The organism is Sporocytophaga myxococcoides DSM 11118, from assembly GCF_000426725.1.
Classification (GTDB): domain Bacteria; phylum Bacteroidota; class Bacteroidia; order Cytophagales; family Cytophagaceae; genus Sporocytophaga; species Sporocytophaga myxococcoides.
Genome location: NZ_AUFX01000004.1, coordinates 48,595 through 73,515, shown reverse-complemented (window position 1 = coordinate 73,515; position 24,921 = coordinate 48,595). Strand labels below are relative to the sequence as shown.

The window sequence follows — 24,921 nt, the reverse complement described above, 5'->3', positions numbered from 1 at the left end:
ATTCCTACAATCTGTCAGGAATTAACTTTTTGTTTCTAATTATGTTTGTCTTTACTTGATTTGAATTATCCTGAGTAAGTTTTTTATATCCAACCTTTTCGGCAGTGCAAATAGTAAATGCGTTATGATGACATTCGAATACACCTACTTAAAAGAATTGCTGCTCATTCTGGCTGTATTAGCGTTATTGTTAGTTTCATATTATTATGGATTTTGGTTGGGTGGCAAAATGATTGGGAAAAAAGGGGATAAGCATCTATCTCTTATTTCTAATATTCATGTCGGACTTACTGGTATATTGGGTGTCATGCTTGCGTTCTCATTTTCCCTTTCTTCCACACGATTTGAATATAGAAGACAATTGATTATAAAAGAATCTATGAGTATTGGAACTGCATTTTTCAGGGCAGGACTGCTTCCTGATACGATTAAGAATGATGTTAGAAATCTGCTATTGGAATATATAGATGCAAGATTAAAATTTTATAAGGATGGAAATACCGACGAAGACAGGATAAAAATAAATTCAGAATCAAGAAGGCTACAGGTGAAAATCTGGTCTATAACCGCTATTATCGGAAAGTCGGCACCATCTTTAAATACAAATGTTACTATTCTTGCACTGAATGAAATGATTGATGTTAGTGGAAATATATCATCATCTTTTCAAAATCACCTTCCCAGAATAATTATAATTCTACTGGTTATTGTTTCTATGTGTACCATTTTCGCCCAAGGATATTGCCATGGATTTTCATCGGATAAAAATATTCGATTCGCACTTTTAATTTGTATAGTTATATGCTCCATTCTGTTTCTGATTAAAGATATGGATGCTCCAACTTCAGGTTTTTTGAGGGCGGATATCTATGGCCTCTTAGAAATAAAACAAGAAATTAATAAGTATTCCTATAGTGTAAATAAATGAATTGTCAGATTTCTATTTGATAAAGTTATTTAGATAACCCTTCCTTTATTTTTTTGCTACTTTCTAGCTTTTACTTCCTGTCTTTCAGATAGCTTGTAAGTTAAATTTAATTTGAAATTTATTGTAACAAACAGATGTTAACTGCGCCTAATTATAAAAGAAGGAAAGGTTTGAATCAATTTACGAAGAGCTTGACTCTGTTATTTGGTATTGAGCAAGAGTAAAATACCTCTTGATTGAAAAATGGGTTTTCAATAATTTGATTTAAACTTAGTATTTATTTTTCTTAAGGATATAAGAGAACTTTGCTGATTATTTTCAGTTCAAGCCTGAGGTTCTCTATAAAAAAAACTCCGGAGTTGCGGCTTGCCCGGAAAAACTAAACCATATAATTTTTATGTTAAATTCATTAAAGTTTTTTATTGTAGCGCTTGTTTTTACTTTTTCATTGGTTTCTTGTGTGAAGGATGATTCACCTGATCCTATAATTGCTAAAGACATACAAGTTACCTCAAGCTCCACAGCAGAGGCTATTACTCTAAGTTGGAAACCAGTAAGCGGTGTTTCCTGGTATACAATTTATATTACAAAAAAAGGAGAAAGCGCTAGAGAGATTGGCCCCTATCAGAATCTTATTAATGATCCAATTACATATAAAATCGCAGATCTGGAACCAAATACTGCTTATGATATAAAACTTGAGGGAAAAGATTATGCATATGGTGGAAATGTTCTGGCCGTTCATAACCTTACAGTATCCACGTTGGTCAAATAAAAGGAGTATAGGAGACACCTGAACAATACGTTGTCAGATTTTCCTTATTAGTTACAGCCCTCCTGACTTATAAGTTATGGAGGGTTTTTTATTTATCCTTCAGATCTTAGCATCCGCATAGTATCCTAACAAGGTGAAAATGCGTCAATCGTTTGTTCCTGAACAAGAGCTTTGCATTATCGGATGTATTATTTATATTGATATAATTCTTTGCGAAGATTTTGAAAATAACAGGAAATGAAAAAAGATCAATATCCGAAAATGTATTTATACAAAAGGATCGTTCAGGCGAAGCTCTATATAGTTAATCATTATGCTAATAATATTGACCTTAATGACATATCGGACGAAGCATATTTTTCAAAATTTCATTTTATAAGACTGTTTAAAAGTATTTATGGTAAAACTCCTCATCAGTATTTAACAAAGGTCAGGATAGACAATGCCAGGCTGCTATTAGCAAAAGAAATATCGATCTCTGAGGCTTGCTCTATAGTCGGCTTTGACAGTGTGAGCACCTTTACCGGACTTTTTAAAAAGATTGTAGGTGTAACCCCTGCTGCATTCAAACAGCAACAAATTCTTCGAAATTCGGAAATCTCAACAAACCCTCTATGTTTTATCCCTAACTGCTTTGCAGAGACCCATGGTTGGTCAAAAAAAAGCAATTTTGAAGAAGAGTCTTTGTAAGCTATTGCTCATATTTGTAACATACGGTTTCTAAAAAATATAAACTCTATGATTACAAAATTGACACATGTCTGCATTTATGTCCTGGATCAGGATAGCGCATATGATTTTTATGTAAATAAACTTGGGTTTAAAGTGCACACAGACGTACCCATGGGGCCAGGTATGAGATGGCTTACTGTTTGTCCTCCCGAACAACCTGAACTTGAACTTACGCTATTCCCCGTTGTAGAAGGAAGTACATTTAACAAGGAAACAGTTAAAATAATGACTGACCTTGTGAAAAAAGGTACGTTTGGTGCCGGAGTCTTTACATGCAAAGATCTGCTTGCTACCTATGAAGAGCTGAAATCTAAAGGTGTTGTTTTTAAAAAGGCGCCCACCAAGGAATTCTATGGCTTTGAAGCCTTGTTTGTTGATGATTCAGGCAATTGGTTTTCACTTTCTCAACTAAACTGAAAGCTTTGAAATCTGTATTTGAAAAAGCAACAAGAGAGGAATTGATTCAAAGGATCAATTCTCTAGGCCATAATAATAAAGCTAAGTGGGGTAAAATGAATGTTTATCAGATGCTGAAACATTGTGCGCTTTGGGAAGAAATGGTATTATTTAATAGGAGATATAAACGACCTTTTACAGGTCTTTTGCTAGGTAGGTTTTTTCTGAAAAATGAAATGAAAGGTAAGCCCATGAGGCCTAACAATCCTACTATTCCAGAATTGATGGTAAGGGACACGTCTGGTGATATTGCAAAAGAAAAGTCCAGGTGGATTTCTCTGATACAAATGTATGAATCATATAATTTTCCTGACAATAGTTTTATTCATCCTTTCTTCGGCAAGATGACCAAAGAACAAATAGGTTACCATGCATATAAACATAGTGATCACCATCTGAGACAGTTTGGAGTTTAAAAGAGAAGTATAGTCTTGTATTCCTTAGGCAGCTGGATTTAGGAATATAAGGCAAGTTTAAATGAAGAAAAGAGCATGCTCTTCTTGGACGAGAATTGCAACCTAATATTTTTTGATTCCGGATTGGGAGAAAGATAGATTGCTTTATTTTGTTCAAGTTCGGTGCTCTCAGGATATTCACAACTTTCCAATATGGAATGATTATTCAGCTTATAAATACACTTTTCAATAGCAAAGATGGATCTGCGACTACTATGTTGCATGACACATATCGAACATGGGCTTCTTTTTTATTAATACTATAGCAGGGAAAATAACTGAATGTTATTTATCCTCCCCCAAATTATATAAAGATAAAATTAATGGAGTTATAATAATGTCTCGAAGTGCTGAAGGGTTCAAGCTATTTAACGAACAGTATGGTGGTTCATTTATACAAATTATGCAGTAAGCCATTCTTAGACTTATAATGTAATGTTTGCTGGAGCTTTGACAGAACTAATAATAGAAGCTTTGAGGCAGTCAACTGATATTACACCGAAACTTATTTGGGCAATTTTGAAGAGTGAATCCCAAAACATGTTTACTTTTTGACTTTATCATTGTAGTTAATCGTCTTTAATCCATATCATTTAATGAAGCCTTTTGCTTAGGTTTATAACTCTTCGAAAGCTTTATTAAATAATGTTCAACAAATTGTGTTGATAAATTATTCATTCCAAGCTGATTTTCATTATTAAACTAAATTAGGAAATAAAAGAATTTTTATACGGAAGTTTTTAAAAGACTAAAAATTATTATGAAGTTAAAAAAGCTAAAGTCCTTTTTAAGAAGACATCTTGTTATGAGGAGAAGACGGCAAGATCCTACAAAAATATTAAGATTTCGTATCTTACATTCGGTACATAAAATTTTTTAAATACAGACATGATATCCATGGAGGCTTTGAGCCTGAAATGTTTTATGTCAATTTTAATCCCTAAATTAATTATCCTGATTTTCTCCTGCTATTATTTCATAATTTAAAAGCTGTTTTATCCAGGATATTCAATTGGTTGGAAATATTTTGCCAACTGTTGTGGTATATATTTGCTATTCATCTTATGAGGGCGCTTTGTTTCCCACTTTTACATCTGAGGAAATAAACAAATATTTTTCCGATTTATTTTCTTTAGCTCTTCATGCCGCTAGTCTGATCTCATTATACCTTAAAATCAATTTTAATTAATTGCCAATTATATTTTTTATAATTTTTTACTATAAGTGTTTACTATTTGAATCCCCATTTTGTAGGTGTGCAATTTTAAGTTTGGCTGATGTAATAGTATGTCAGCTAGTCAAATCATAAGTATGTCAATATACTTTTGAAATGATATATTTCTTAACGAACGGTTTTATAACTAAAAGATAAATACCTATTATAATTTCATTTAATGCATGATCAGGTGCCGGCCGCCAGCGGTCAGATTTTGCGAGCTATAACTCGTTAAAAATATTGATGTGGCCGTTGAAATGAATAAAGAACAAGATGAGTTAAAGGAGTGGATCAAATAAGCATGTTGTTAGTCAATTTATGTTTTTTCATCAGTGTATAAAGTGGCACGTGAGGTGTTTCTTTTTAATATCAGTTAAACGTTTTCTTTAAGTAATCAATACGAAAATTAAAATGAATATGTATCAGATTAAGCGAAATATATTTTTTGGTCTTGGAGCTATGCTTCTTTTTCTTATAGAAGTATCAGCTCAGATTTCCAATGCTCCTGGACCAAATGGTATACAATCATATGTAAATCCTATCTTACCAGGTGATCATCCCGATCAGACTATCTGGAAGCAAGGAAATGATTTTTACACAACTGGTTCCAATTTTCATTTTGCTCCTTATCTGCCTATACTTCATTCTACAGACCTGCTTCATTGGAAGGTAATCTCAAGGGTTATACCTACCTCTTCCTCTATACCCAATAACGATGCTACGCAGGCTGGGACATGGCAGGGTTCGATAGTTTTTTTTAATAACAAATTCTGGGTCTACTTCTCCAACAATGCAGGAGGTGGACAATATTTCTGTACTGCTACCAATCCCGCTGGCCCTTGGTCAGCTCCAGTGAAGGTCAATACCAACACTGGTGTGTATGGATATGACAACTCCGTATTTGTAGATAGTGACGGAACACCATATATGCTTTTAAAAAACGGACAAGCCAACAATGGCCTTCAAAAATTGGGAATGGATGGACAGCCTTCTGGACAAGCATGGAATATGAATTGGATTAATGCAAACAATCAGTATAGTTGGGCAGAAGGCCCTGTAATGTGCAAACGCAACGGCCGTTATTATATGTTTGTTGCCGGAAATGTTACAGGAGGGCAATATGTATTGAGTTCTGCAAAACTTTCCAATGTAGAATCAGATTGGACGAGACATGGTAACTTCTGGGCTAATGCTTCAAGCCCTGGTGGTTTCACCGGGCCTAACCACGTAACCAATCCGGTGATGTTGTCCGACGGCTCCTGGTGGTGTCTTTCTCATGCCTATGATAATGGGGGATGGGAAGGTCAGGGTCGTCAAAGTCATCTGCACAGGGTTAATTGGGACGCAAACGGAGTTCCTAAAGGAGAGCCTGTTAGCACAAACCCGGTTTTAGGTCCGAATCTGGCAAATTCAGCCGGTTATATTTACGATTTCGGAAAGGCTGACTATTTTGAATCAACCACTCTTAAGCAGGACTGGCATGTTTTCAATAAGGCAAATTTCGGCAAGTTCAGCCTAACTGAAAAGCCTGGTTATATGAGATTGAAAGCGGGTAGTGGTACCACTCATATATTACAGAAGGACAAAGGAAAGTATTATTCATTGACAACTAAGGTTGAACTTAATGCTACAACTAATGGACAGCAAGCGGGCCTCAGGCTGATGAATGGTAAGGATGCTGTTTATTTCACATTATATTCTGGCTACAATGGAGGGAAGAAGATAGGAATGCAGTTCACCGGAACTACTACTGTCGAAGTAAATAATACAATCGGTAATATAGTATGGCTTAGGGTTGAGCGTGCGGCTCATATCCTTACTGGCTATTACAGTGCGGATGGGATCAATTGGTCACAAATAGGCACTAAAGATGTGTCTGGTCTTGACAAGTCACAAGAAAATTATAATGAATGGGTAGGTACATCGGTAGGATTATATGCCTCAAATACTACTGCAGATTTTGACATGTACAGCTATAGATATGGCTTTACTCCAATTAAAGTAGAAGGAAGAAACAACTGGTATGGTGTAACTTATTCGAATAAAACGCCGGGTCGGACAGTTACCAATAGTACTTCGGGCGACTGGCTAATGATGGCTGGAGTGGATTTGGGAGGTGGTAATACCACTGCCAGCGGTATTGAGGTAAATGTAGCTTCAGCAAGCGGAAATGCCAGTTTGGAAATATGGCTTGATAATATAGGCGGAGATGGAAAAAAAGTTGCTACAATTCCCATTTCTAGTACAGGAGGGACTGATACATGGAAAAACTTGACTGGCTCATTTAATGCATCAGGGCAACATGATGTATATTTGAGATGGGTCGGTGGAGCAAATTCTTTTTTTGTAAATACTATTAAATTTCTCAATATAGTAGGTACACCACCCACCGTGAGCATTACTTCTCCAGCTGGCAATAGTAGTTTTACAACGTTGGAAACCATTACTCTCGCTGCAACAGCAGCAGATGCAGACGGAACTGTTTCCAGTGTTGAATTTTACGATGGTTCCGCTTTATTGGGAACCGATAACAGTGCACCATACAACTTTACCTGGACAGGTGCAAAAGCCGGAACACACACAATTACAGCAAAAGCTACAGACAATACAGGTATTAGTACAGTTTCTTCACCAATTACGATTTTAATTCAAGGGGTACAAAGTCCTTATAAAGGAACAGCACAGGTTATACCAGGGACAATTCAATTGGAGGAATATGATTTGGGAGGCAATGGTATTGCCTATTCAGATGATAGCCCAGGCAGTGCTGTAACACCTGTAGTAAATTTCAGAACAGATGAAGATGTGGATATAGAAGTTTGCACAGATGCAGGAGGAGGGTATAATTTAGGTTATGCCACAGCAGGTGAATGGCTGGAATATACTGTAAATGTAACAACTACAGGATTATATAAACTTGATTTCAGAGCTGCCTGCGATGGCGATGATCGTACTGTAACAGTTGCAATGGGTAATACTACTATTGCTAATAATATAGCCATGCCAAACACAGGAGGCTGGCAAACCTGGCAAACAGTGTCAGTAAATAATATCAGTCTGACAGCCGGTACCTATGTAATGCGCATTACGATAGGTTCTCAGGATTACATCAACCTGAACTATTTAACATTTACAGCATTGGAGACAAATAAAGCTCCAGTGGTATCTCTTGTAGGTCCATCCAGCGGAACTACATTGCAAACAATCACATTAACCGCCACTGCCACAGACTCTGATGGTAGCATTGCCAATGTTAGATTTTATGACGGAACAACATTGCTCAGCACTGACAATAGCGCACCATATAATTATGCATGGTCAGGTATGACTTCCGGAGTTCATACACTAACGGCTGTAGCGACAGATGATAAAGGACTAAGTACTACCTCCTCACCTGTAACAATAACTATTGAAGGTGTACAATCTGCTTACAATCAGACTGCCCATCAAATCCCTGGTCGTATAGAGGCTGAAGAATATGATCTTGGAGGAGAAGGTTTGGCTTATCATGAGGCCAACACAAATGGTAATGAAGGCGGGGCGACTTTAAGGAACGATGAAGTGGATATAGAAGCAACAAAGGATTTGGAAGGCTCTTACAACTTAAGCTATATTCTTAAAGACGAATGGCTGGAATATTCAGTTAATGTATCTGGAACAGGTTCATATGATCTTGATGTAAGGGTAGCTGCAGATGGAGATGGAAAAGTGTTTCATATTGAAATGGATGGCAAAGATGTTACCGGCCCAATCAATGTGGCAAATACAGCAGGTTGGCAAACATGGAAAACAGTTACAGTGAATGATATCAGTCTGACTGCAGGTGAACATATAATGAGGATAGCCTTTGATGCAAGCTATATGAATCTGAACTATGTTGAGTTCCGAGATGTGATCACAGGAGTTAAGACAAATGCTGTTGCAAACTTAGAGGTTTTTCCGAATCCATTTAGCAGTAGTGGCCTTCAAATTCATAAAGCTGATAATTTCAATTATAGAATAACCGATCTAAGCGGATCTGAAGTAGAATCTGGTGAAGGCTCGGATAGTAAGATCGTTGGTTCTGATCTGAATTCAGGAATGTATTTTCTGATAATAGAGAATAATAAAGGCGTGTTTGTTCATAAAATAGTAAGACAATAAAAATTTAGAAAGCCTTTAGTCGGTGAGATAAATGAGCCAATATGTTTTGGTCGTTTTTTGAGCGTAGTAATACTCATTTCTTTTTGCCATAATTTTTTTCTTAAATCTGTTTACTAAAATCTCTTGATGATTGTAGGGAGGAGTAAATGTCAATACTGTTTCTGTCATGAAGATACTGAAACAATAAGAAAGAGCTAAAAAAAAATCTTATTATGAACAAAGCAAGAATGATTTTTCGACTCATAGGTTTTATTTTCCTTTTTACTATATATAATTCCTTTGGTCAGACTTATCCGCCATCTGCAGTAGTTACTATGCCATTCAGCAATGCCTATTTTAAAACTGGCACCGATGTGGAAATACATGTATATGCTACGGATATTGGAAAAACCGCCAATAATGGGACGGTTTCGAAAGTGGAATTTTTTAATGGAAATACTAAACTGGGAGAAACAAGTACTCATACAAATAACACATACAGATTTGTGTGGGGGTGTGTTCCGGCTGGCGAGTATCGGATCACGGCAAAGGCTACGAATAACAAAGGTGTAGCCTTCACTTCAGCAGGTGTATTGATTACTGTTGGCAATGGAAATTTTCCGTCTCAAGGGCTGGCTGCTTGTAAAGGGAAATACATGGCTGGCTTGCATCAGAATCAGCTTTTAGGCAGTTGGAATCAATACTTCAATGGTGTTAGTGCTGAGAATGCATGTAAGTGGGGATCTGTTGAAGGTACCAGGGATGTTATGAACTGGGGTGGAGCAGATGCTGCCTATAAAGCTGCCAATGACAGAAAGATTATGTTTCGCTGGCATGCTGCCATGTGGGGAGCACAGTATCCAAATTGGTTATTTTCACTAAGTACCACAGATGCCAGAGCGGAGTTGGTAGAATATATGGAAGGGATAGCTGCGCGCTTCAAGTACATAGATCAGATTGATGTTTTAAATGAGCAGTTATTTAATCATCAGCAACCTAACCAGCAAATGCGAGATAAATTCAGTGGTAAAACCAATACAGCCATAGATGATTTTGGCTGGCAAATATGGTTGTTTACTGAAGCGAGGAGAATTTTTCCAAATACCAAACTGGTCTTGAATGATTATGGTCTTGAAGGAAGCAATACTTCTATTGACGAAATGTTGAAATTGGTTGCTGCATTGAGAGATAGAGGTATTATTGATGGATTTGGAACTCAGGCACATTGGTTTAGTGTGGATCCTCAGCCAGATGGGCGTATTACTCAGGATTGTAGCAGGATGGCCCGAGGAGGCATTCCTGTGTATGTTACTGAACTTGATATGGCAGGAGGAAATGATAACAATAACAATGAGCAACAGCAACTATCAAGCTTCCAGAATCATTTTCCTGAGTATTGGGAGCACCCCGCAGTTAAAGGGGTTACCTGGTGGGGACATGTATTAAACAGGACTTGGGTTACAGGTACCGGATTCACTTTAGAAAACGGCCAAGACAGAGCAGCTGGAACCTGGTTAAAAAGTTATATGAATGGCCGACCAAAAGTAGGTTACCCTATGTGTCCTGCTGAGGGCTGCACAAATAACGGAAAAATAAGTCTTGCAATAACCTCACCGACAGAAGGGCAGATATTTACTACCGCTGACCAGATAACCCTATCTGCAACTGCTGTAGATGAAGACGGTACTATTGCTGATGTTAAATTTTATGATGGATCTGTTTTGCTGAATAGCGATAATTCAGCTCCTTATAGTTTCATCTGGACTGGAGCTTCTGTGGGGACTCATGATATAAAAGTAATTGCTACAGATAATCAGGGTAATGTGGTGGAAGCAAAAGTAACTATCAAAGTAAACCTACCACAGGGGCCATATAATGGTTCATGGCATGTTATTCCAGGAACGATACAACTTGAGCATTTTGATGTCGGCGGCAATGGTTTTGCCTATGCCGACAGCACTCCCGGAAGCCAGGTAACTCCAATTGTCAATTTCCGCACAGATGAAGATGTAGATATTGAAAGCTGCACTGATGCCGGGGCAGGTTATAATATAGGCTGGGCTACATCCGGAGAATGGCTTGAATATAGCGTGGATGTTAAAACTGCAGGAACATATGATCTTGATTTAAGAGTAGCAGCCAATGGTGATGGACGTACTGTATCTGTAGCTATGGATGGAACGAACATAGCCGGGAATATAGCTATACCAAATACAACGGGCTGGCAAACCTGGCAAACTGTAAAGGTGAAAGGTATCAATCTTACAGCCGGTAAAAAAATCATGAGGGTTACTATAGGGGTTACCGATTTCGTAAACATGAACTATGTGACCTTTACCTTAACTAAAGAGCTGAAACAAGAACCATTCAAGGCAGCTCATCTGATTCCAGGCAGAATTGAAGCTGAAGAATATGACCTCGGGGGAGAAGGGCTGGCATATCATGAAGCTAATACAAACGGTAATGAAGGAAAAGCCACATTCAGAAATGATGAAGTGGATATTGAAACAACTCAGGATAATGAGGGGGCTTTTAATGTAGGTTATACCTTAAAGGGAGAATGGCTGGAGTATTCAGTAGTTGTAGCTGCATCAGGTAAATATGATCTGGAGGTAAGGATAGCGGCCGAAGGTGAGGGGAAAACCTTCCATATTGAAATGGATGGTGTTGATGTCACCGGCCCTGTAAATTTGCCCAATACAGGAGGATGGCAAACATGGCAGACAGTGACTCTGAATGATATAAGCCTCATCCAAGGAGAACACATCATGCGTATAGCCTTTGATACAGATTATATGAATCTGAACTATGTAGAGTTCAAAGATATTATTACGGGTATTATAGAGGATGAATCTTCAATTATTGCAGTATTCCCAAATCCATTTGCAGATACAGGTATACAGATCAATAATGCTGGAGATTTTCAATATAGAATTACCGATATAAGCGGCATCATTGTCGAATCAGGAAATGGAAGACGTGGCCATAAGGTTGGAAAAAATTTAAAAGATGGTATTTACTTCCTTATGGTTGAAAACAACAATGCAGTCACTGTGCATAAAATTGTGAAGCAGTAAAATTAAATTTTGTTCATAATACCTAACCTTCTGTCTCTTACTATTGGCCTGGTATTTTACCAGGCCAATTTTTAAGGCCAGGTACACTTCACTAATCTCATCTAAATAATGTTATCAAAGGATATGTAATCTTTGGATTCTGCATGAATACTGGAGCTTATCTGAATTGTCTAAGAATAAGCAAGAGTGTTTTATAGGTAAGATAGTGAGACTTTAATAAGTATTTAATATAATTCAAGAACGACTTTTAAACTCTATTAAGATGAAAAATAGGAGTGTTTTGTTGCTGAATATCCTGTTACTATTGCCCGGATTGCTTTCAGCACAGGTAGGGCCTGGACTGGGAAATCTCAGCTATACATCAGATGAACTATACAAAAGCATTTGGAAGTATACAGAGATAAATCATATGGGGTCAACAATGGCCACAATGCACAATGGATATATGATCACCACATTTCATCCGGATAGTGGGAAACCACCCGGAGGAATTCTTGTCTGGGATGTATCGAATCCAAGAAAACCGGTTCTGGTTTCTCGTACTTATGATTCCCGTACAGTTAATTTTCGTGAGCAACATGCTATGCCCCAGCACGACAAATACATGCTTTTTCAGGATGGGTACGGTTTTCAAATTTGGGATTTTAGTGATCCTAAAAATCCTAAGCAAATCAAAAGACATATCATGGACGGCTATGCTCATGATGATTATGGCTCTTGCTGGCAATTATTCTGGCAAGCTCCATATATTTTCATTGCTAATGGCAGCAAAGGTTTTGATGTAGTTGATGCTACGGATATAAATAATCCTGTATTGGTAAAGCATATTAATACTCCAAGACAGGTAGGGCCTATATTTGCCATTGGAAATCTTCTTTACACATCAGCGCATGATTTTGGACGAGGGTTTACCATTTATGATATAAGTAATCCGCGGGATCCGAAATTGTTGAACAGCTATAGCAATACTGAAAATATGTATGCTTCAATGGTAAATGGGAACAGACTTGTAATTTCTGCTCGAGGAAATTCAAACAATGCCATATTCGGAACTTATGATATAAGTGATCCGGTGAATATTAAGAAAATAACTACTTTAAATATCGGCAACAGCGGAGAACAATTGTATAATTCTGCTCAGGATCAATTTATCTTTCAGGGCTGCCAGTCAGAAGTTGTAAAAATAGATGCATCAAATCCAGCACAATTAAAAATTGTGGGAAGAGGATCTTTAGGTATCAATGGGGATTCAGATCATGGTCAGGTAACACCTTTTGGTAACCTTATTTTTGTTGGTAATGATCACGGCTCCAGCAGCGGATTCTGGGTTCACCAAAGGGAACCGGATACAAAAGCTCCTGAAGTTAATATGATAGTTCCAAAATCCAATGATGTAAACCGGGCACTGACATCACGAATCGGTGTAACCTTTACTGATAATATCATTCTGGAATCAGTAAACAAAAATACTTTTATCGTAAGGCCCTTGGGTGGTGCAGCACTATCAGGAAAATATAGTCATCAGTTTTCTATGGTAAATTTTTCACCTGATCAACCTCTTTTGCCGAATACAACCTATGAGGTTGTGATTCCTGCTGGGGGTATTAAAGACTATGCAGGAAATTCTGTAAGCAAAACATTTACTTCTTACTTCTCTACAGGTTCTACAGGTAATTTTCCTCCCGGAAGTGCAGGATTACCATGGATTTTTGAAGATGAAAAGAAAATTACTCTGAATTGGAATCGCACTCCTAATGCGTCTAACTATATAGTAAAAAGAAGTACGTCACCTTCAGGTCCTTTTCAAACGATTGGTACAACGAGTCAACTTTTCTATTCAGATACTAAGGTTGAAAATGATAAAGCATACTACTATACTGTTACAGGTACAAATAACTTCGGGGAGGGTGTAGCATCTTCTGTAATCAAGGGAATGCCATCTTTCTATATAACCAATCTGAATTGGACTTCCTCGTCGAACGGCTGGGGGCCTGCTGAAAAGGATCAAAGCAACGGAGAAGACGGTGTTAATGATGGTAATGCGATTGCCTTGAATGGTATTGAATATTCAAGGGGCCTGGGAGTGCATGCCCAAAGTACTATCACTTACAAACTAGATGGAAAGTATGAGCGGTTCTTATCTGATATAGGCTTGGATGATGAAGTAGGGAACTCTGGATCGGTAATATTTACAGTGCTACTTGACGGAAAACAAATATACACCAGTGGATTAATGAATGGTTCTTCCGCTACTAAAAATATTGATGTAAGTGTCGTTGGTGGAAATCTTCTTACGCTACAGGTTGCCCCAGATGGGGATAATGGTATGGATCACGCTTCCTGGGGTGGGGCAAGACTTAGGCCGAATCAAACCCCTTTTAATCAATCAGCACATATGATACCTGGTCGCATTGAAGCAGAAGAGTATGATTTTGGCGGCGAAGGAATTGCTTATCATGAAGCGAATGCTAATGGAAATGAAGGGGGAGCAAGCTTAAGAATTGACGAGGTTGATATTGAAACTGCAGGAGGCACAGAAGGAGAGTATAACATAAGCTATATCCTTCAGGGTGAATGGCTGGAATATACTGTGAATGTGGTATCGACAGGTGTGTATAATCTGGACCTTAGAATCGCTGCAGACGGAGATGGCAAGGTGTTTCACATTGAATTTGATGGAAAGGATGTTACAGGTCCGATAGCCATACCTAATACAGGAGGCTGGCAGAGCTGGGAAACGATTACATTAAATGGTATTAGTCTCAATGAGGGAAAACATGTCATGAGGCTTGCCTTTGATGCCAGCTATATGAATCTTAATTATCTGCAGTTTAATGGTGTAATTACGGGGGTGACTGAGAATAATAACAGCGATATAGTCATTTATCCAAATCCTTTTATGGACAATGGTACGATGGTCTTGACAGAAGGAGGCTTCTTTTATCGCATTGCAGATATAAGGGGTTTTGAACTGGAAAGCGGTAATGGAAGCCAAAGCCATGCTATTGGAAAAGAACTTAAGCCAGGAATTTATATTCTCACTGTGGAAAACAGAAATGGAGTAGTCATCAGAAAGATTGTAAAGGAATAACTTGTATCTGTTTATAATTTCCTTTTGTATAAAAGTGATGCTGGACTAAATCTCCTGTTTCATAAGCTTAATCTTTATAAGAACTGATTGCTATGCGATATATAATCTCTGTTATACTATTTATAATCATTAGCCGGATAGGTGTTGTACCTGAAACTGAGCAATATTCTCTTATCCAAAACAAACCAATTGAAGTTGGTACTAGTGTTACATTCACTATTTCTGCTCCTGAAGGATCAGACCCTTTTGTTGCATGGGATTTTGGAGACGGAAATGGTTTAGGCAGATATAAACGGGGGCTCACAACAACCTTTAAGTTTATGGAGCCAGGAGTGTATCAGGTGTTTGCTCGTATACAAGGGACAGACATTCCTCTTTATGTTACACAAACGGTGTACAAGGTCTTACCCAAAGATGCTCCCTCTCATTCATCCACTATCTGCATTGATACGACGCGTGATATAGTATGGGCTGTCAATGCCGACAACCATTCAGTGTCATGCATCGATGCTTCCGATTACCAACTGATTAATGAAGTTCCATCAGGCAAAAATCCAAGAACTCTTGCTTTGGATCGTCTTGGCAACGTTTGGGTAGCCAATGAAGATGACGCTACAATTTCTGTAATTTCAGCTTCCGGACAAAAGCTTCAAACAATTGAACTTCCATATGCTTCACGCCCATATGGAATTTGTTTTGACCCTATGAAGAACTATTGCTATGTAACATTACAGAGTTCAGGGCAACTTGTAAAACTTGATGCAATAGAACGTAATATTATTCAAATTACCGAGGTAGGAAGAAGCCCGAGAGGAATTGCTGTGACTTCTGATGGAAAGCGTGTTTTTCTTACACAGTTTATTTCACCGGAGGCAAATGGAGTGGTAAGAGAAATTGATGCTGAATCTATGACTCTTAAATCTGTTATAGATCTTGCTTTTGATAAGGCTGTGGATTTTGAAGACAGAGGTAGGGGGGTGCCAAATTTTATTTCTTCACTTACTATTACTCCGGACGGTTCTGAGATCTGGATTCCTTCGAAAAAGGATAATACCGCAAGAGGGCTATTCAGGGATGGCCAACCACTCACGTTTGACAATTCCGTCCGTACTATTGTTTCAAAGATTAATCTGTCTGATGGGAATGAAGATATTGATTCACGGATTGACATCAATGATGCGGACATGGCCTGTGCCGTGGAATTCAGCCCATATGGCAATATCGCATTTATAGCATTGCAGGGGAATAATAAAATCGCTATGATTGATGCAGCCACCAATTCGCGACTGGGTTTACTTGATACTACCGGGCTTGCACCTCAGGGATTAGTTTTTAACAAGGACGGTTCTAGGCTTTTTGTTCATAATTTTATGTCACGCAGTATAACGATTTTTAATACCGAAAACATTATACTTTCCAATAACTTTAATCCTGTCAAAGTTGCTACTGTTCCTATTGTAATTAAGGATTCTTTAAATGCTCAGGTGTTAAAGGGCAAGCAAATTTTTTATAATGCACAGGATGAACGTATGACATTCGCCGGTTACATCAGTTGTGCCAGCTGCCATCTGGATGGAGGAAGTGATGAAAGGGTATGGGATTTTACGGACCGTGGAGAAGGTTTGCGCAATACTCACAGTTTGTTAGGAAGAAGAGGGATGGGGATGGGTAATGTTCACTGGACTTCTAATTTTGATGAAATCCAGGATTTTGAAAATGATATACGAAATGCTTTTAGAGGAAAGGGATTTCTCCCTGACTCAGTATTTAATTCAGGCACTATAAGAGATCCACTTGGAGATCACAAAGCTGGGTTGAGTTATGAACTTGATGCGCTTGCAGCTTATGTACATTCTCTTGACAAAGTAAATCCAAGCCCATATAGAAATACTGACGGAAGTCTTACTGCTGATGGTATGGAAGGTAAATTAATTTTTGCAGAATTAGGTTGCCAGGCCTGCCATTCGGGCCCGGATTTCACTGATCGTAAATCAGGAGTACTTCATGACGTGGGCACTATTCAGACATCTTCAGGATTACGCAGATCAGAAAAACTCACGGGGTTCGGAACTCCAACTCTAAAAGGAATTTGGGAAACTGCTCCTTATTTACACGATGGCTCTGCGTCAACATTAAGAGATGTTCTTATCAAGAGGAATGTTGATAAGAAACATGGAAATCTTAGCTCACTGTCAGAAGAGCAAATCAATCAACTACTGGCATATTTGCTTCAGATAGATGAAAATGAGTCTGGAACTGTTGTTGCCAGCTTACAGGTAAAGAGAATGCCATCCAATACCTTACATGTTATGCCGAATCCTGCCTCAGATATTATAAGGGTGAGAATAGGTGAAAATGTAAGTCCCAACGGAACAGTAACTATTTGTAATTCTGTCTATGGGCAAACCTTAAGTACCACAAAGCTGAATGGTTCTAATGAAGCAAACATCGATGTAAGTATGTTCACTCCGGGTGTGTATATTCTAATCTATACAGATGGAAAAGAAAAGAGAAGTACTAAACTAGTGCTCAAATAGATTTTACGTTTTGATAAATATTAAGTCAGGATCCAGAAATATATAGATAATGAAAACCTTAATCTATTTTGTTGAAAAAAATATTCCTTCTTTGTTATCATGTATTCTATGCCTTCTTATATTAACAAGCCTGGCTCATGGACAGACGACATTTGTTTCAGGAGATAATCCGATTTTCCGTAATTCTTTTACTGCTGATCCTGCACCTCTTGTTCATAATGGCAGATTATACATATATGTAGGAAAAGATGAAGCCAAAGATGGTGAATTGTTCACTATGACTGCCTGGCTTTGCTATTCTACTAAGGATATGAAAAACTGGACTTACCACGGTCCTGTGATGACACCTGGTAATTTTACCTGGGGTGATAAAGATGCCTGGGCTGCACAGGTAGTTGAGAGAAATGGTAAATTTTATTTGTATGTAACAGTAACAGGTAAAAATCCTTATGGTGGCAGAAATATTGGAGTTGCTGTTTCTGATAGTCCTGCCGGTCCTTTTGTTGATGCACGTGGAACGCCATTGATTCGTGATAACATGACCAACAATGGAAAAGTCTGGGATGATATTGATCCTACAGTATTAATTGACGATGATGGACAGGCATACCTATGTTGGGGGAATCCGATCTGTTACCTGGTTAAACTCAAGCCTAATATGACTGAGATTGACGGTGAAATAAAAATGATAACACCACCAAATTATGCTGAAGGTCCATGGCTACATAAACGAAACGGTATTTATTATCTTACCTATCCTGCTTTTGTTGCTCCGGTAGGTTCTGAACAAATTTGCTATGCAACAGCTACTAATATAAACGGGCCCTGGACATACCGTGGTATTTTGACAGGAACTGCAAAAAACAGCTACACCATTCATCCGGGTATTGTAGAATTTAAAGGACAGTCCTATTTGTTTTACCATAATGCTACATTGACCCTCAATGGTCAAGGGCCAGCGACAGGAAGGCGCAGTGTTTGTGTAGAATACCTTTGTTACAATGCTGATGGTACAATAAAGCCTATAACTCAAACAACCTCTGGTATTACAATAAATTCTCCATGTCCACCTTCTGGTCCGCCTATTGTTAATTTCACCAGTCCATTGACTAATAGTTCGTTTGCTGCACCAGCTTCCATTACATTAACAGCGGAAGCTATAGCATATGGGGGAACTATATCTAATGTACGTTTCTACAACGGAACAACCTTGCTTAATACTGACAATACTTTACCTTATAGCTTTAACTGGGGAAATGTGGCAGCCGGTGCATACAATATAAAAGCGGTAGCAACAGACAATCAAAATCGTAGTTCGGAAACTACCATAACTATAAAAGTTAATCCGCCACAAGGGCCATATAATGGTATCATACATTCTATTCCCGGCACTATTCAATTGGAAAATTTTGATGTGGGTGGTAATGGATTTGCATATATGGATGGAACACCTGGAAGCCAGGTAACACCAATAGTTAATTTTCGAACAGATGAAGATGTAGATATAGAAAGTTGTACTGATGTCGGAGGTGGATATAACATTGGTTGGGCTACTGCTGGTGAGTGGCTTGAATATTCAGTAGACGTAATTAAGTCGGGAACCTATGATCTGGCCATTAGAGTAGCATGTAATGGAGATGGTCGTACTATTTCTGTAAAAATGGATGGTATAAGCTTAGCTGATAATGTAATCATTCCTAATACCACCGGCTGGCAAAGCTGGCAGACTGTATTAGTGAAAGGTGTTCATCTTACTCCAGGTCAGAAAATTATGAGAATCACCACAGGAGCTACAGATTTTGTGAACCTGAACTACGTCACTTTCTCCCTGACTAAAGAATTGAAGCAAGAACCTTATAAAGGTACAGCTCATCTTATTCCCGGTAGGATTGAAGCTGAAGAATATGATTTGGGGGGTGAGGGTATAGCTTATCATGAAGCCAATAAAAATGGTAATCAGGGAGGAGCTAATCTTCGAAACGATGAAGTTGATATTGAAGTAACTCAGGACTCAGAAGGCGAATATAATATTGGTTATGTCTTAAACGGCGAATGGCTGGAATATACTGTAGATATACTTTCTACCGGGGTGTATGTTCTTCAACTGAAGGTGGCTGCAGATGGAGATGGAAAGAAAATGCATGTAGAAGTAGATGGAGTGGATGCAACCGGTATGATTAACATTCCCAATACAAAAGGCTGGCAGACATGGGAAACCATACACATCAATGATGTTAATTTAAAAGAAGGCCAACATGTGGTGAGAGTGGTTTTTGATTCCGATTATATAAACCTGAATTATATCCAGTTCAATGATTTGGTTACAGGCATAGAAAGCACGGAGCTATTGAGAAATTCAGTTTATCCCAATCCTTTTTTCAGCGAGGGTTTTCAAATAAGGTCTCCTGGCAAATTCAATTATAAGATCAGAAATGTCAACGGAGTGGAGATTGAGACAGGTAGCGGAAAAGATGAACTTACCATTGGTTCTGCTCTTAGGTCAGGGGTTTATTTATTGTCCATTGAGAACAACAGTTCTGTAATTACAAGAAAGATTATAAAGCAGTAAATGAGAAGTAAAGCTATTAATGTAAGGAAAGTCATACAAGTCTAACTCTGGAACATTATGAATAAATTTTTGAAAAACGTTATATGTATAACCTCAAATAGTGAGTTGATGAGACCTTCATTTATTGTTGAAAGAAGATGGGGCAGAAGTTCAGGAGGTAGCAAATTAAATCTTTTGCTTTCAATATTCTACCTGTTATTGTTGCCTTTGATTTCAAGTGCGCAGCTGACTACACTTAATGTTGGAGGTACCAACAGAAGTTTGTTTGTTTATGCTCCTTCAGGTCTTCAGCAAAACAGACCTTTGGTGATTTCAATGCATGGGCTTAATCAGGATATTAATTATCAAAAAGGCCAGGCTAAATGGGAATTGGTGGCAGATACGGCAAAATTTGTGGTAGTTTATCCTGCAGGAATTAATAACTCCTGGGATATAAACGGAACCAGAGATACGGATTTTATTTTAGCCATAATTGAATCTATGGTTACCCGTTACGGTATCGATAGGAACAGGGTGTATGTATCGGGTTTTTCTATGGGAGGTATGATGACTTACCATACCGCCAACAAGATTGCAGATAAAGTTGCTGCAATAGGACCGGTATCAGGTTATTTGTTTTCAAATGTAGTTGCCAGTTCAAGATCCATGCCCATCATTCACGTTCACGGAACTGCAGATGACGTAGTTTATTACCAACCTAATGGCAATCAACAAGGAGTAGTGGCCATGCTTCAAAAGTGGAGAAACTGGAATCAGTGCCCCTCTTCCGGCACTAGAACAACTCCATATCCCGTCAATAAACCTAACTCTAAATCGGTAATGGAATATTGGGGACCATGCAATAATAGTGCGGTCTCATTAATCTCTCTTGATGGCAAGGGACACTGGCATTCTAATGACAATGCAGGTGTTCATACAACGATTGAACTTTGGAATTTTTTGAAAAAATTCTCTTTAAATGCAGGGCCTTCTATTACCCTGACAGCTCCCGCTAGCAATGCTACATTTGTGGCTCCAGCTACTATTAATCTAATTGCAGCTGCTACTAGTCCGAACGGCACTTTAAGCAATGTACGTTTTTATAATGGAACTACCTTGCTTAATACAGATAATACTGCTCCATATACTTTTAGTTGGACAAATGTTGCTGCTGGTACCTATACGATTCGTGCTGTGCTTACAGATAGTCAGGGGAAAACCGCAGAAGCGTCAACAACAGTTAAGGTAAACAAGCCCCAGGGCCCTTATGATGGCGCTTTTCATTCTATCCCTGGTACCATTCAATTAGAACATTATGATGTAGGAGGTAATGGTTTTGCTTACATGGATAGCAGTCCTGCCAGTGAAACTGGTGTATCCTTCAGAAATGATGAAGATGTAGATCTGGAAAATTGTACAGATGTGGGAGCTGGATATAACGTTGGCTGGACAGCAGCTGGAGAATGGCTTGAGTATACTGTTGATGTGAAAACAGCAGGAACCTATGATCTGGCAATTCGTGCAGCCTGCAATGGTGAAGGTCGTACTGTTTCGGTGACTATGGATGGAGTTAATATTGCAAACAATGTAGCTATTCCAAACACAACAGGTTGGCAAAACTGGCAAACAGTTACAGTAAAAGGTATTAACCTTACTGCGGGACAAAAGATCATGCGTGTCACTATTGGGGCTACAGATTTTGTAAATCTTAACTATTTTACATTTACTCTGACAAATGAACTGAAACAGGAGCCATTTAAAGGCAAGGCACACCTGATACCGGGGAGAATCGAAGCAGAGGAATATGATCATGGAGGAGAAGGTCTTGCTTACCATGAAAGTAATACTAATGGTAATGAGGGAAAAGCATCATTGAGGAATGATGAGGTGGACATAGAAACTACTCAGGATTCAGATGGAGGATATAATATAGGTTATATCCTGAAAGGCGAATGGCTTGAATATACTGTAGATATTGGTTCTGCCGGGTCATATGTCCTTCAGTTGCGTGTAGCTGCGGATGGAGATGGAAAACAAATGCATATTGAAATCGATGGTTCTGATGTAACTGGTCCGATCAATATTCCCAATACGGGAGGATGGCAATCCTGGGAAACCATTGCCATCAATGATATCAGTCTGAAAGAGGGAGAGCATGTGATGAGGCTGGTTTTTGATTCTGATTATCTTAATCTGAACTATGTTGAATTTAAGGATGTAATTACTGGTAATTTTTCAAGACAGCTTAAAGGTGAAGATATAAAAGTCTTTCCAAACCCATTTTATAATGAGGGCTTGCAGATAAGTTTAAGAGGAGATTTTACTTATACACTTTCACATGTCAATGGCTTGAAGATAGAATCGGGTGAGGGTAAGGATTCACTTACTATTGCTTCCGATCTTAAGCCGGGGATATATCTATTGTCCGTACAGAATACTAATGGTGTTATTGTCAGTAAAATTATAAAGCAATGAAATCTATATTATATGTAGGACTTTTTAGCCTGTTAATATTAATCTCAGAAAGGTCATATTCTCAGGATCCGAACTTTCATATTTATCTCTGTTTCGGACAGTCCAATATGGAAGGAGCCGGTACGATTGAGAATCAGGATAAAACCGTTGATAGCAGATTTCAGGTGATGGGTGCCGTCAATTGCTCATCAGGGGGCAAGACATATACTCTGGGAAAATGGCAAACAGCCACACCTCCATTGGTAAGATGCAATACCGGTTTAGGACCTTCAGATTATTTTGGACGGACCATGGTTGCCAATCTTCCTTCAAATATTAAAGTTGGTGTTGTGCCAGTGGCGATTGGAGGTTGTGATATTGCTCTTTTTGATAAATATAATTATGGCTCTTATGTTGCGACAGCTCCTTCATGGATGCAGGGGACAATTGCTCAATATGGAGGAAACCCATATGCCCGTCTGGTTGAAGTGGCAAAAATTGCACAGAAAGATGGTGTTATAAAAGGAATTCTTCTGCATCAGGGCGAAACTAATAACATGCAAAATACCTGGCCGGGAAAGGTTAAAGCAATTTATGACAATCTGATCAAAGATTTAGGTTTGGATCCTACTAAAGTTCCATTGCTGGTAGGAGAGCTTGTTACAACTGCTGAAGGCGGTGCTTGTGGTGGACATAATGGTGTAATTGCTACAATGCCGAATGTTGTTCCCAACTCCTATGTTATTTCTGCTGCGGGACTTCCTCATAAGGGAGACAATTTGCATTTTACCTCGGCTTCATATCGAACATTGGGTCAGAGGTATGCTCAGAAGATGCTAACTTTACTTCCTGCAGTAACTGCTCCTTCTATTTCATTTAATACTCCAGCAAATAATGCAGTCTTTGTTGCAGGTAGTAATATTGAACTTTCCGTATCAGCAAGTTCCCCTAATAGCAGTATCAGCAATGTGAAGTTTTATAACAACACCACCTTACTTAATACTGATAACACAATCCCTTATTCTTATACCTGGCCTAATGTACCAGCAGGGAATTACCAGGTAAAAGCTGTGGTCACCGATAATCAGGGTAAAACAGCGGAAGCAAATATAACAATCAAAGTAAACTTACCTCAAGGTCCATTCAAAGGAATTACCCATGTCATTCCTGGTATCATTCAATTAGAGGAGTTTGATGTTGGTGGAAATGGCTTTGCATATAGTGATGACAGTCCGGGTAGTCAGGTTACTCCTGTAATCAACTTCAGGAATGATGAAGATGTAGATATAGAAAACTGCACTGATGTTGGAGGTGGCTACAATATTGGCTGGACAACCGCCGGTGAATGGCTTGAATATTCAGTTGAAGTACAGAAGACTGGCACTTATAACCTTGATCTGAGGGTGGCCTGCAACGGTGATGGACGTAAGTTATCGGTAACTATGGATGAAGCCAGCGTTGCTACTGATATAACAATTCCAAATACCGGAGGGTGGCAAACATGGTCTACTGTTACATTGAAAGATATAAAACTGAATGCAGGTAAACAGATCATGCGTGTTACTATAGGAGCAACAGACTATGTGAATCTGAACTATGTTTCCTTCTCTCTGACCAAAGAACTGAAACAAGAACCATTTAATGGAGTATCTCACTTAATTCCTGGACGAATCGAAGCAGAAGAATATGATCTGGGAGGAGAAGGGCTTGCATATCATGAAAGCAATACTAATGGTAACGAAGGAAAAGCAACATTAAGAAATGATGAAGTGGATATAGAAGCTACTCAGGATATAGAGGGCACTTACAATGTAGCATATATTCTTCAGGGCGAATGGTTGGAGTATACTGTAAATGTTGCCGTCTCAGGAACATATGATCTGGGGCTAAGAGTGGCAGCAGATGGAAGTGGAAAAATACTCCATATCGAAATGGATGGAAAAGATGTTACAGGGCCTGTTACCATTCCAAATACAGGCGGTTGGCAATCCTGGCAGACGGTGACTTTAAAAGACATTAGTCTTGCGACAGGACCACATGTTATGAGGATTGCTTTCGATGCCAGTTATATGAATATTAATTATTTCGAGTTTAGCGATGTGATTACCTCCCTGCAGGCATATCCGGAGAAAGGAGTGATGGTCTATCCGAATCCATTTACAGATCAAGGTCTTCAGATCTCTAATATTACAAATGAGTCCGATTACTTCATTTCAGATTTAAGTGGTTCTGAGCTTGAAACAGGTATTGCCATTGAAGGAGATGTTATAGGGGAAAATCTTCGCAAGGGAGTTTATTTGCTGAAGATCAAAAATAGTGAAGGTATTTTAATTCAAAAGATTATAAAAGAATAAACATAAAGGTACTTGACTTATGATACAACCTAGGTTACTTGAAGAATCAAAGTTATGAGAAATGTAAACCAATTATTTTAACAGTTTTTAATTTAATCGCACTTCAGGTATACGGACAAGCTTTAGTCCATCTGCGGAAAGCAAATCAGTCATTGATGGCTTTGGTGCTTCCAGTG

12 protein-coding genes are annotated in these 24,921 nt (G+C 38.5%); all 12 read left to right on the top strand.

The features are described 5' to 3' along the window. Positions 1-124: 124 nt before the first annotated feature. The 12 genes from K350_RS0103235 to K350_RS31880 all read left to right on the top strand — a co-directional run bounded on the left by K350_RS0103235 (position 125) and on the right by K350_RS31880 (position 24,745). The gene (locus K350_RS0103235) at positions 125-928 is read left to right on the top strand and encodes a hypothetical protein (protein WP_028978676.1); all 804 of its coding nucleotides are present in this window, start codon (positions 125-127) and stop codon (positions 926-928) included. 397 nt (positions 929-1,325) lie between these two features. After that, complete coding sequence (locus tag K350_RS0103230; protein WP_028978675.1) at positions 1,326-1,703, top strand: fibronectin type III domain-containing protein; 378 nt, start codon at positions 1,326-1,328, stop codon at positions 1,701-1,703. Positions 1,704-1,940: 237 nt separating this feature from the next. Next, entirely contained in the window at positions 1,941-2,393 is a 453-nt protein-coding gene (locus K350_RS0103225; protein ID WP_028978674.1) for a helix-turn-helix transcriptional regulator, read from the top strand. A 48-nt stretch (positions 2,394-2,441) separates the two neighbouring features. Next, positions 2,442-2,852: a VOC family protein gene (locus K350_RS0103220; RefSeq protein WP_028978673.1), complete on the top strand. Its 411-nt coding sequence runs from the start codon at positions 2,442-2,444 to the stop codon at positions 2,850-2,852. 5 nt (positions 2,853-2,857) lie between these two features. Beyond that, positions 2,858-3,307 (top strand): DUF1569 domain-containing protein, encoded by a 450-nt coding sequence (locus K350_RS0103215; RefSeq protein ID WP_028978672.1) that lies wholly within the window; start codon positions 2,858-2,860, stop codon positions 3,305-3,307. Positions 3,308-4,979: 1,672 nt separating this feature from the next. Next, a complete protein-coding gene (locus K350_RS30730) occupies positions 4,980-8,705 on the top strand; it encodes a carbohydrate-binding protein (RefSeq protein ID WP_051312831.1) in 3,726 nt (1,241 codons plus the stop codon). Positions 8,706-8,917: 212 nt separating this feature from the next. Next, positions 8,918-11,761 carry an endo-1,4-beta-xylanase gene (locus K350_RS0103200; RefSeq protein WP_028978671.1) on the top strand — a complete coding sequence of 948 codons (2,844 nt, stop codon included), beginning with the start codon at positions 8,918-8,920 and terminating at the stop codon, positions 11,759-11,761. Between the two features lie 262 nt (positions 11,762-12,023). Beyond that, positions 12,024-14,852, top strand: a complete 2,829-nt coding sequence (locus tag K350_RS30725) for an NPCBM/NEW2 domain-containing protein (RefSeq protein ID WP_028978670.1) — start codon at positions 12,024-12,026, stop codon at positions 14,850-14,852. A 92-nt stretch (positions 14,853-14,944) separates the two neighbouring features. Beyond that, on the top strand, positions 14,945-17,389 hold the full coding sequence (locus K350_RS27190; RefSeq protein WP_051312830.1) for a T9SS type A sorting domain-containing protein: 2,445 nt from the start codon (positions 14,945-14,947) through the stop codon (positions 17,387-17,389). Positions 17,390-17,438: 49 nt separating this feature from the next. Next, positions 17,439-19,958, top strand: a complete 2,520-nt coding sequence (locus tag K350_RS31890; protein WP_081670871.1) for a family 43 glycosylhydrolase — start codon at positions 17,439-17,441, stop codon at positions 19,956-19,958. A gap of 108 nt (positions 19,959-20,066) precedes the next feature. After that, complete coding sequence (locus K350_RS31885) at positions 20,067-22,412, top strand: carbohydrate-binding protein (protein WP_156026893.1); 2,346 nt, start codon at positions 20,067-20,069, stop codon at positions 22,410-22,412. Then, complete coding sequence (locus K350_RS31880) at positions 22,409-24,745, top strand: carbohydrate-binding protein (RefSeq protein WP_081670869.1); 2,337 nt, start codon at positions 22,409-22,411, stop codon at positions 24,743-24,745. Before K350_RS31885 ends, K350_RS31880 begins: the two co-directional genes overlap by 4 nt. Positions 24,746-24,921 lie beyond the last annotated feature (176 nt).

Excerpts from the sequence above, each read along its gene's own strand:
- K350_RS31880 (WP_081670869.1), top strand. The coding sequence starts at position 22,409 with ATGAAATCTATATTATATGTAGGACTTTTTAGCCTGTTAATATTAATC.
- K350_RS31890 (WP_081670871.1), top strand. The coding sequence starts at position 17,439 with ATGAAAACCTTAATCTATTTTGTTGAAAAAAATATTCCTTCTTTGTTA.
- K350_RS30725 (WP_028978670.1), top strand. The coding sequence starts at position 12,024 with ATGAAAAATAGGAGTGTTTTGTTGCTGAATATCCTGTTACTATTGCCC.
- K350_RS30730 (WP_051312831.1), top strand. The coding sequence starts at position 4,980 with ATGTATCAGATTAAGCGAAATATATTTTTTGGTCTTGGAGCTATGCTT.
- K350_RS0103225 (WP_028978674.1), top strand. The coding sequence starts at position 1,941 with ATGAAAAAAGATCAATATCCGAAAATGTATTTATACAAAAGGATCGTT.
- K350_RS31885 (WP_156026893.1), top strand. The coding sequence starts at position 20,067 with ATGAGACCTTCATTTATTGTTGAAAGAAGATGGGGCAGAAGTTCAGGA.
- K350_RS0103235 (WP_028978676.1), top strand. The coding sequence starts at position 125 with ATGATGACATTCGAATACACCTACTTAAAAGAATTGCTGCTCATTCTG.
- K350_RS0103220 (WP_028978673.1), top strand. The coding sequence starts at position 2,442 with ATGATTACAAAATTGACACATGTCTGCATTTATGTCCTGGATCAGGAT.
- K350_RS0103230 (WP_028978675.1), top strand. The coding sequence starts at position 1,326 with ATGTTAAATTCATTAAAGTTTTTTATTGTAGCGCTTGTTTTTACTTTT.
- K350_RS27190 (WP_051312830.1), top strand. The coding sequence starts at position 14,945 with ATGCGATATATAATCTCTGTTATACTATTTATAATCATTAGCCGGATA.
- K350_RS0103200 (WP_028978671.1), top strand. The coding sequence starts at position 8,918 with ATGAACAAAGCAAGAATGATTTTTCGACTCATAGGTTTTATTTTCCTT.